This window comes from Actinoplanes sp. NPDC049316 (assembly GCF_040677315.1).
Taxonomy (GTDB): Bacteria; Actinomycetota; Actinomycetes; order Mycobacteriales; family Micromonosporaceae; genus Actinoplanes.
This window is the reverse complement of the sequence record NZ_JBFAQM010000017.1, coordinates 85,117-92,220: the sequence shown is the minus strand read 5'-3', so window position 1 is coordinate 92,220 and position 7,104 is coordinate 85,117. Positions and strand designations below refer to the sequence as shown.

Sequence of the window (7,104 nt, the reverse complement as noted above, 5' to 3'; positions counted from 1 at the left end):
GGCGAACCGCTCCCGCCAGGCGAACCGCTCCCGCCAGGCGAACCGCTCCCGCCAGGCGAACCGCTCCCGCCAGGCGAACCGCTCCCGCCAGGCGAACCGCTCCCGCCAGGCGAAGCGCTCCCGCCAGGCGGCGCGCCGCCGGCCGGCGAGGCCGGCAGGGGTTCCACCAGGGCCCAGTGGCCGACTGTCGCCCGTACCGACTCGGCGTCGCGGTGCAGCACCACCGAGACGTCGTAGCGGTTCGGCACCGCCGCGAGCCGCGCCCGCAGCCACGTCACCGGGTCGCCGCCCGGGATCTCGCGGGGACGGAAGCGCGCACCGGTCATCGCCGGGTGCGTCAGGCGGTCGACCCGGAAGTTGCGCCAGTCACCGCGGTCGAGGTCCCAGGCGATCAGGTACCAGCGGCGGCCGAGGGGGACGAGGCGGTGGGGTTCGACGTGCCGGTCGGCGGTGTCGCCGTCGCGGGGTGCGTAGGTGAACCGCAGGCGTTCCTCGCCGCGGCAGGCCATGGCGAGGGTGGTGAGCGCGGTCGGGTCGAGGGTCGGGCCGCCGCCGAGCACGCCGGGGGTGGTCATGGCCTGGAGCGCGTCGATGCGGCGGCGCAGCCGGGGTGGGAGGAGCTGGATGACTTTGGCGAGGGCGCGTACGGAGGTCTCTTCGAAGCCCGCGACGGCGCCGGCGGCAGCGGTTCGCAGGCCGATGGCGATGGCGACCGCTTCGTCGTCGTCGAGCAGCAGCGGTGGCATGGCCGCTCCGGCCTGGAGCTGGTAGCCGCCGGCGACACCGCGGGAGGCGTCGACGGGGTAGCCGAGCTCGCGAAGCCGGTCGACGTCGCGGCGCAGGGTGCGAGCGCTGACGTCGAGGCGTTCGGCGAGTTCGGCGCCCGGCCAGTAGCGGTGGGTCTGCAGCAGGGAGAGGAGCCGGAGCATCCGTGCGCTGGTGTTCGCCATGGAGACAGGCTCCCGCCGATTGAGGACAGATTGTGACCGGTGGTGACTCTATCCGGGGCAGCCCGGCTGTCCGTCCGGCACGGGCACGCAGCCGCTACGGTCGTCCGAGATCATCGGCGACGAGACAGCGCCGAGATCATCAGCCGGGGGAAAGCGCCGAGATCATCGGCCGAGGAAAGCGCCGGGATCGTCGGAGGGGGCGGGCGGATGTTCGGGTGGCGGCGGCGAGAGCCTTTTCTGATTCCGCGGACGCTGGGGCGGATCATCGAGGGGTTGAGCCGGTCGCGGCCGGAGGTGCCGCAGCAGCTCCGCCGGTCGAACCCGGACGCCGTCGTCGACTGCGCGGTCTACCACGAGGGCAAGCGCCGGTCCGGCAGGTCGCATTACGCGGATGCCGTACGGACGGCTGCGCGGCAGCGGGACGCGTTCGTGTGGCTGGGGCTGCACGAGCCGGACGAGGCGACCATGGCTTCGATCGCGGAGGTGTTCGGGCTGCACGAGTTGACCGCCGTGCAGGCGGCGGCAGCCGGGCACCGGCCGGTCGCGGAGACGCTCGGCGACGTCACGCGGCTGGTGCTGCGTACGGCGCGGTACGTCGAGCACGAGGAACTGACGGCCACCAGCGAGGTCGTGGACACCGGGGACGTCACCGTGCTGCTGGGGCCGCGGTTCGTCATCACCGTGCGGCACGGGGCGGCGGGCGCGCTCACCTCCGTACGCGAAGAGCTCGAAGCGCGACCGGCGCTGCTGGCCGAGGGGCCGTGGGCCGTCGCGTACGCCGTCTGCGACCGGATGGTCGAGCTGTACCTGGACGTCGCCGGGCATGTGGAACGGGACCTGGAGGCGCTGGAGGAGACGACCTTCGCGGTGGACAAGGCGCCCGACATCGCGCACATCTACCAGCTGAAGCGCGAGATGGTGGAGTTCAAGCGCGCGGTGCTGCCCCTGCAGGAGCCGTTGCAGCGGCTCCTGGACCGCGGGGTGGTGCCGGACGGCCTCTATCCGTACCTTGTGGACGTACGGGGTCGCCTCGCGCGGGCGGTGGATCGGGTCGCCGGTTTCGACGATCTGCTGAACTCGATCCTGCAGGCCCGGCTCGCGCAGGTCTCCGTGGACCAGAACAACGACATGCGCAAGATCGCGTCGTGGGCGGCCATCGCCGCGGCGCAGACGGCCATCGCCGGGGTGTACGGGATGAACTTCGAGGTCATGCCCGAGCTGCGGCTGCGCTACGGCTACTACGGCGCGCTGGCACTCATGGCCGTGGCGGCGGTCGTGCTGTACCGCCGATTGAAGAAGGTGGGTTGGTTGTGACCATCGCGGAGCCGGACGACCGCTGGTCCGAGCTGGGCCGGCAGGCGTGCGTGACCCTCGCGCCCCTGTTCACCGCCGTGGAGCACGTCGGCAGCACCGCCGTGCCCGGGCTGGCCGCCAAACCGGTGATCGACCTGATGGCCGCGCTCGACGAGCTGGCGGAGGTCAACGATCCCGCGCTGCAGAGCCTCGGATACCGGCTGCAGCCGACCGACATGCCGGAACGGCTGTTCTACCGGCGCGAGGACTACGACAGCACCGCGTACCACTTGCACGTGGTGACGACCGCGAGCTGGCCGACCCGCAACGAGCGGCTGCTGCGCGACCACCTCCTCGCGTACCCGGAGGCCCGGGAACGTTACGCCGCGCTCAAGCGGGAGCTGATGGACCGGTACGGCCCGGGCGAGGCGTATACGCGCGGTAAGACCCGGCTGATCCAGGAACTGACCGATGCCGCCCGGGCTGAGCGGGGTCTGCCGCCGGTTCCGGTCTGGGAGGAATAACACCAGTTCACAGCCGTCACAAACCTCGGCCGTTCGGTCCCGGTCCCCTCCTCCGGAGCGCAAGGTCTCCAGTCCGGACGGAACCCCGGGTGTGCCCCGGTTTGCCGTGGCAGGCGAACACTGACCGTAACTACCGTTGCCCCTTGTGCAGCAGACCTCGGTTACCGAAGCCGTACCGGAGAGCCTGGACGCCGGGCCCGAGGGTCCGGGCCGCGCCGGGCTCGTCGCGGTCCTGCGCGGGCATCTCGATCTGTTCCTGAACGCCGGGTCGCTGATGGCGACGACGGCGCTCACCTCGCTGTTCGGCTTCGCGTACTGGTGGCTGGCCGCCCGGACCGCCCCGGCCGAGGCGGTCGGCCAGGCCTCCGCCGCGGTGTCCGCGATGACGCTGATCGGCACGATCGGGATGTTCGGCATGGGCACCATGCTGATCTCGGACCTGCCGTCGCTGCGCGGCCCGAAGTGGCAGCTGATCTCGACGTGCCTGCTCGTGGCGGGCAGCGCCGCGACGGTCGGCGGCCTGATCTACGTCGGGCTCGCGCACTGGGCGATCCCCGGTCTGCAGGAGGCGCTGGGCGGCACCGCCGCGACGGTGCTGCTGGTCTTCGGCATCGCGTTGAACGCGATGACGCTGGTGCTGGACGAGGCGCTGGTCGGGCTGCTGCAGGGGCCCCTCCAGCTCATGCGCAACGCCTGGTTCTCCGTCGTCAAGCTGGTCCTGCTCGGAATCCTGGCGCTGCTGCCGTTCACGCTCGACGGCGGCGTGCTGCTGCTGACGTGGGTGGCCGGCATGGTGCTGTCGGTCGCGGTCCTGGGCCGCGCGCTGCGGCGCAAGAAGATGATCGATTCCGTACGCCCGAGAGCGTCGCTGCTGCGCGGCCGCGGCCGGGCCACCTTCGACCACAACCTGCTGAACCTGGCGACGTACCTGCCGCGGGCGGCGCTGCCGCTGGTGGTGACGGCGGTGCTGTCGGCCGAGGCGAACGCGTCCTTCTACACCGCGTTCATGGTGCTGTCGTTCCTGGCCATGGTCCCCGGCAACGTGGCGCTGACGCTGTTCGCGGTGGCCAGCGGCGACCGCGCGGCGCTGCGCTCGAAGGTGCGGATGGGCCTGCTCATCTGTCTCGGCGGCGGGCTGCCCGTCTCGCTGGTGGTCGCCTTCGCGGCCGACTGGATCATGTCGTTGTTCGGCGCGAGCTACGCCGAGTCGGCCGGCGCCGCGCTCACCATCCTGGCCCTGACGTACGTGCCGTTCGTCTTCCACCATTTCTTCCTGGCGATCTCCCGGGTGCAGGGCACCGTCCGCGGCGCCGGCATCTTCGCCGTCTTCGCCGGGGTCGCCGAGCTGCTCGCGGCCTGGTACGGCGGCAGCCGCGGCAGCCTCACCGAGCTGGTCACCTGGGTCGCCCTGGTGATGGCGGTGGAGACCGTGCTGGTCGCACCGACCGTGCTGCGGGTGGTCTTCGCCCGCGCCGTTGACGAAGGAGATGTCGTGTCCACCACCAGCCTGACGCTGCACGAGCGGGCGTGGCTGCCGCTCGAGTACATCCGTACGGTCGGACCGCTGACCGGGGTGACCGCCGAGCGTCTGCGCGCCGCGCTGATCGGCCTGCACGCCGCCGACCCGACGCACCGGGCCGTGTCGCGCCTGGACCGCAGCGGCGCGCGCTGGCTGCACATGGACGCCGCGACGTTCGCCGCGTACGCCGAGGAGGCCGTGACCGACCTGGGCGACGGGCCGGCCGACTTCGACGCGATGACCCGGCGGCTGCAGGACGAGCCGCGCGGTCACCACCCGGTCCGGATCCTGGCCGGCGGCGGGTACGTGGCGATGAAGGTGTCGCACGCGTACGGCGACGCCGGGCCGGTCAACACGCTCCTGCGCGAGCTGGTCCGCGCGGCCGGCGAGGAGCGCGCCGCGGTGATCGCCCCCTCGCGGCGGCACCGGTGGGCGTTGCCGAAGGCGTGGTGGAAGCAGTTCGGCACCAAGCCGGCGCGCTGGAAGCAGGGGCTGAGCTTCCCCCGGCCGCCGCACGTGGAGCAGGCGGAGACGCGCCCGTGGGCGCCGGCCCTGACCGTCGAGACGGCCCGGTCGGCGGAGGTGCTGGGCCGGATGCGGGTGTGGCGCGACGAGCACGCCCCCGGCGTGACGACCTCGGCGATCACCTTCGCCGCGTTCGCCGTGGCGCTGCGCGACCTGGGGCTGGACCCGGACCTGGGCGGCGGCACGTTCCTGGCGGACGCGCGGCGCTACCTGGACAAGGACGTCAGCATCGACAGCAACTTCTGCATGGGGCCGTACCTGACGCCGGAGGACCTGACCGACCCCCGGTCGATCCACACGACCCTCAAGGCGGAGCTCGCGAGCGGCCGGATCCTGACGATGATGCTGCTGCGCGAGGGCAAGATCCTCGTCGCGGGGGCGCCCGGGCTGCCGGACCCGTACCCGGCGGTGGCGCCGGCGCGGCCGCGGCCCCGGCTGACCTTCAGCAACCAGGGCCGGCACGACGTGCTCGCCGATCTGCCGTGGTCCGGCGACGCGGCGGGCCGGGTGAACCAGAGCGTGCCGACCCTCAACGGTCCGGAGGGCATCACGCTGACCACTTCGGAGATGGGCGGCGTGCTGCACCTGGAGGCCACGTTCCACGCCTCGACGTACGACCCGGCCGTGGTGGCCCGGGCGCTGCAGCTGGTCTGCGCCGACCCGGCCGCCCTGATCATGGCCGCCCGGTAGGGACTCGCGCGGCCGGCCCGCCCCCCGGCCGGCCGCGCGCACCTGCTCAGAGTTTCTGGTACATCACATGCAGCCCCACGAGGCCGTGTGACGCCGAGTCGAACGCCTCGGGGATCGTCGTCATGATCTGAAAACCGAGGGACTGCCAGAGGCGTACGGCGGCGGTGTTGGTCTCGACGACGGCGTTGAACTGGATGCCGTGGTAGCCCTCGGCGCGAGCCCAGCCGAGCACGTGCTCACCCAGCGCCCGGCCCACGCCGCGGCCGTGCCGCTCCGGATCGACCATGAAGCCGGCGGTGGCGATGTGCGCGCCCCGGCCCGGCCGGTTGGGCCCCATCTTCGCCGATCCCAGTACGTCGTCACCGTCGACGGCGACCACCGTGCGGCCGGGTGGTTGCTCCATCCACAGCGCCCGCGCGTCGTCGCTGCTCAGGCCGAGCGGGTACGCGTACGTCTCCCCCGCCTCGACGATGCGCGACCAGAACGGATGGATGGCCGGCCAGTCCCGCGCGGTCGCCTCACGTATCTCCATGGGCCTCATTCTCGCCGGACCGGGCTGATCCGGTCGTTGCGCAGGTGCTCGTAGACCACCGAGGTACGCACGTCCGCCACGTGCGCGTGCTCGGTGAGACGGTCGATGACGAAGGCGTACAGGCTGTCGTTGTCCGGCACCGCCACGTGGATGAGGAAGTCCTCCGTACCCGAGGTCACGAAGACGCCGAGGGTGTCCGGCAGCGCCGCCGCCCAATTCCGGAACGCCTCGATGTTGCGACGCGACGGCGGCCGGATCCGCACCGCGATCAGCGCCTGCACGGGCCGGCCGATCGCGGCCAGGTCGACGGTGAGGCTGGCGCCACGGATGACGCCGCGCTCGCGCAGGGCACGCGTACGGTCCAGCGCCGTGGTGGGTGCGACGCCGACCGCCGCGGCGATGTCCCGGTTGGTACGCCGTGCATCCACCTGCAATTCCCGCAGGATCGCCGTATCAAGTTCGTCGAGTGCAGCCATGTCGGCACCGTATCCGAATCAAGTACGAAACTATTGCCCGTACACCGCAGCAATGCCTAGCTTCTTGCCTCATGAGCGTCATTCATCAGGTCGGCTTCGAGCCGGAGGAGATCCGTACCGCCGAGCCCACCCGGTCCGCCCGGCTCAAGTGGGTGATCGTGGTCGACGAGTCGCTGCCGGCCGGCCGGGCCGTCAACGCCGCCATCTGCGTGGCCGCCGCCACCGCGACCTCGGTCAGCGGGCTGCTCGGGCCCGACGCCAAGGACGGGGGCGGGTCGGTCCACCCCGGCCTGCCCTGGGCCGGCTGCTCGGTGCTGGGCGCGCCGGTCGCCAAGCTCGGTGAGATCCGCGCCAAGGCGGTGGAGTCGCTGGGCGTCTTCGTCGCCGACATGCCCACCGACGGCCAGAGCACCCGGGTGTACGACGAGTACCTGCAGCGGGTGGGCGAGACGGCGGCGGCGGAGCTGGCGTACCACGCGATCAGCCTGGTCGGGCCGCGGAACCGGATCGACAAGCTGGTGCACCGGCTCGGCCTGCTGGCCTGATTCGGGCGTTCGAATCACCTGGATCGCCTCGGCAGGCGACGATGGGGACA

7 protein-coding genes are annotated in these 7,104 nt (G+C 72.1%); 4 read left to right on the top strand and 3 right to left on the bottom strand.

Annotation, left to right across the window (positions count from 1 at the left end):
* Positions 1–950, bottom strand: a 950-nt coding sequence (locus AB0K03_RS24515) for a YafY family protein (RefSeq protein WP_364688609.1), incomplete at its 3' end; no start/stop codon positions are given.
* Between the two features lie 273 nt (positions 951–1,223).
* Here AB0K03_RS24515 and AB0K03_RS24510 point away from each other — a divergent pair.
* The 3 genes from AB0K03_RS24510 (at position 1,224) to AB0K03_RS24500 (ending at position 5,501) form a co-directional block, all read left to right on the top strand.
* Positions 1,224–2,264, top strand: a complete 1,041-nt coding sequence (locus AB0K03_RS24510; protein ID WP_364688606.1) for a magnesium and cobalt transport protein CorA — start codon at positions 1,224–1,226, stop codon at positions 2,262–2,264.
* Complete coding sequence (locus tag AB0K03_RS24505; protein WP_364688604.1) at positions 2,261–2,767, top strand: GrpB family protein; 507 nt, start codon at positions 2,261–2,263, stop codon at positions 2,765–2,767. The genes AB0K03_RS24510 and AB0K03_RS24505 overlap by 4 nt, the downstream gene beginning before the upstream one ends.
* A gap of 145 nt (positions 2,768–2,912) precedes the next feature.
* Positions 2,913–5,501 (top strand): lipopolysaccharide biosynthesis protein, encoded by a 2,589-nt coding sequence (locus AB0K03_RS24500; RefSeq protein WP_364688602.1) that lies wholly within the window; start codon positions 2,913–2,915, stop codon positions 5,499–5,501.
* Between the two features lie 46 nt (positions 5,502–5,547).
* Here AB0K03_RS24500 and AB0K03_RS24495 read toward each other — a convergent pair whose 3' ends face one another.
* A complete protein-coding gene (locus tag AB0K03_RS24495) occupies positions 5,548–6,033 on the bottom strand; it encodes a GNAT family N-acetyltransferase (protein WP_364688599.1) in 486 nt (161 codons plus the stop codon).
* 5 nt (positions 6,034–6,038) lie between these two features.
* On the bottom strand, positions 6,039–6,509 hold the full coding sequence (locus AB0K03_RS24490) for an Lrp/AsnC family transcriptional regulator (RefSeq protein WP_364688596.1): 471 nt from the start codon (positions 6,507–6,509) through the stop codon (positions 6,039–6,041).
* A gap of 71 nt (positions 6,510–6,580) precedes the next feature.
* On the opposite strand from AB0K03_RS24490, the gene AB0K03_RS24485 reads away from it, so the two are divergent.
* On the top strand, positions 6,581–7,054 hold the full coding sequence (locus tag AB0K03_RS24485; RefSeq protein WP_364688594.1) for a DUF2000 domain-containing protein: 474 nt from the start codon (positions 6,581–6,583) through the stop codon (positions 7,052–7,054).
* Positions 7,055–7,104: the final 50 nt, after the last annotated feature.

What these genes read in the sequence shown, in the direction of transcription:
- AB0K03_RS24495 (WP_364688599.1), bottom strand. Translation starts at nt 6,033, where the DNA reads ATGGAGATACGTGAGGCGACCGCGCGGGACTGGCCGGCCATCCATCCG.
- AB0K03_RS24490 (WP_364688596.1), bottom strand. Translation starts at nt 6,509, where the DNA reads ATGGCTGCACTCGACGAACTTGATACGGCGATCCTGCGGGAATTGCAG.
- AB0K03_RS24485 (WP_364688594.1), top strand. Translation starts at nt 6,581, where the DNA reads ATGAGCGTCATTCATCAGGTCGGCTTCGAGCCGGAGGAGATCCGTACC.